Below are 627 nucleotides of genomic sequence, written 5' to 3' on the forward strand. Positions count from 1 at the left end.
ACCCGCTTGGCTGAGCCGAGGGCCGGTCCCGCGAGGGCGTCAGCACGGCGAGCGCGGCGGCGGTCAGGGCGCTGGCGCCGAACGCCCAGCGGTAGTCGAGCGTCGCGGCGACGCCCCCGACGAACGGCGCGAACGCCTGCCCGGCGCCCGCCATCGAGGCGTACAACCCGAGGTTGCGGCCGAGGCGCCCGGGCCGCGACAGGTCGGCGATCATCGTGATGAGCAGCGGCGTCGTGAACGCGTTCGCCGCCCCCTGCACCGCACGCCCGGCCATGAACACCCCCGTGCCCGTGGCCAGGACGCACAGCAGCGAGCCGAGCACGTATCCGCCGTAGGCGACCCGCACCGTGCGCGCCACCCCCCAGCGGGTCGCCAGGGTTCCGGAAGCCACCATGAGCGCCGCGAACGGCAGCATGTACGCGGTGATTGAGCCCGCCGCGGAGGCGGTGCTCGTGCCGAGCCGATCCGCCAGCTGCGGCAGCATCGTGTTGACCATCGCCCCGCCGAACGGTCCGAGGAACCCGCCCGCGAACAGCGGCCACAGTCGCCGGCCCGGTGCCCCACCGGCTCGCGCGCCGGCCCGCGAACCGACCATCGCCCCAGCCTACGGACCCCGTGGCCCCGCGC

1 protein-coding gene is annotated in these 627 nt (G+C 75.8%); it reads right to left on the minus strand.

All coding sequences use genetic code 11. The features are described from left to right. A partial coding sequence (locus PINTE_RS21525) for an MFS transporter (protein WP_157087467.1) occupies positions 1 to 595 on the minus strand: 595 nt, incomplete at its 3' end. Positions 596 to 627 lie beyond the last annotated feature (32 nt).

It is taken from the genome of Piscicoccus intestinalis NBRC 104926, from assembly GCF_001515525.1.
GTDB classification, from domain to species: Bacteria; Actinomycetota; Actinomycetes; order Actinomycetales; family Dermatophilaceae; genus Kineosphaera; species Kineosphaera intestinalis.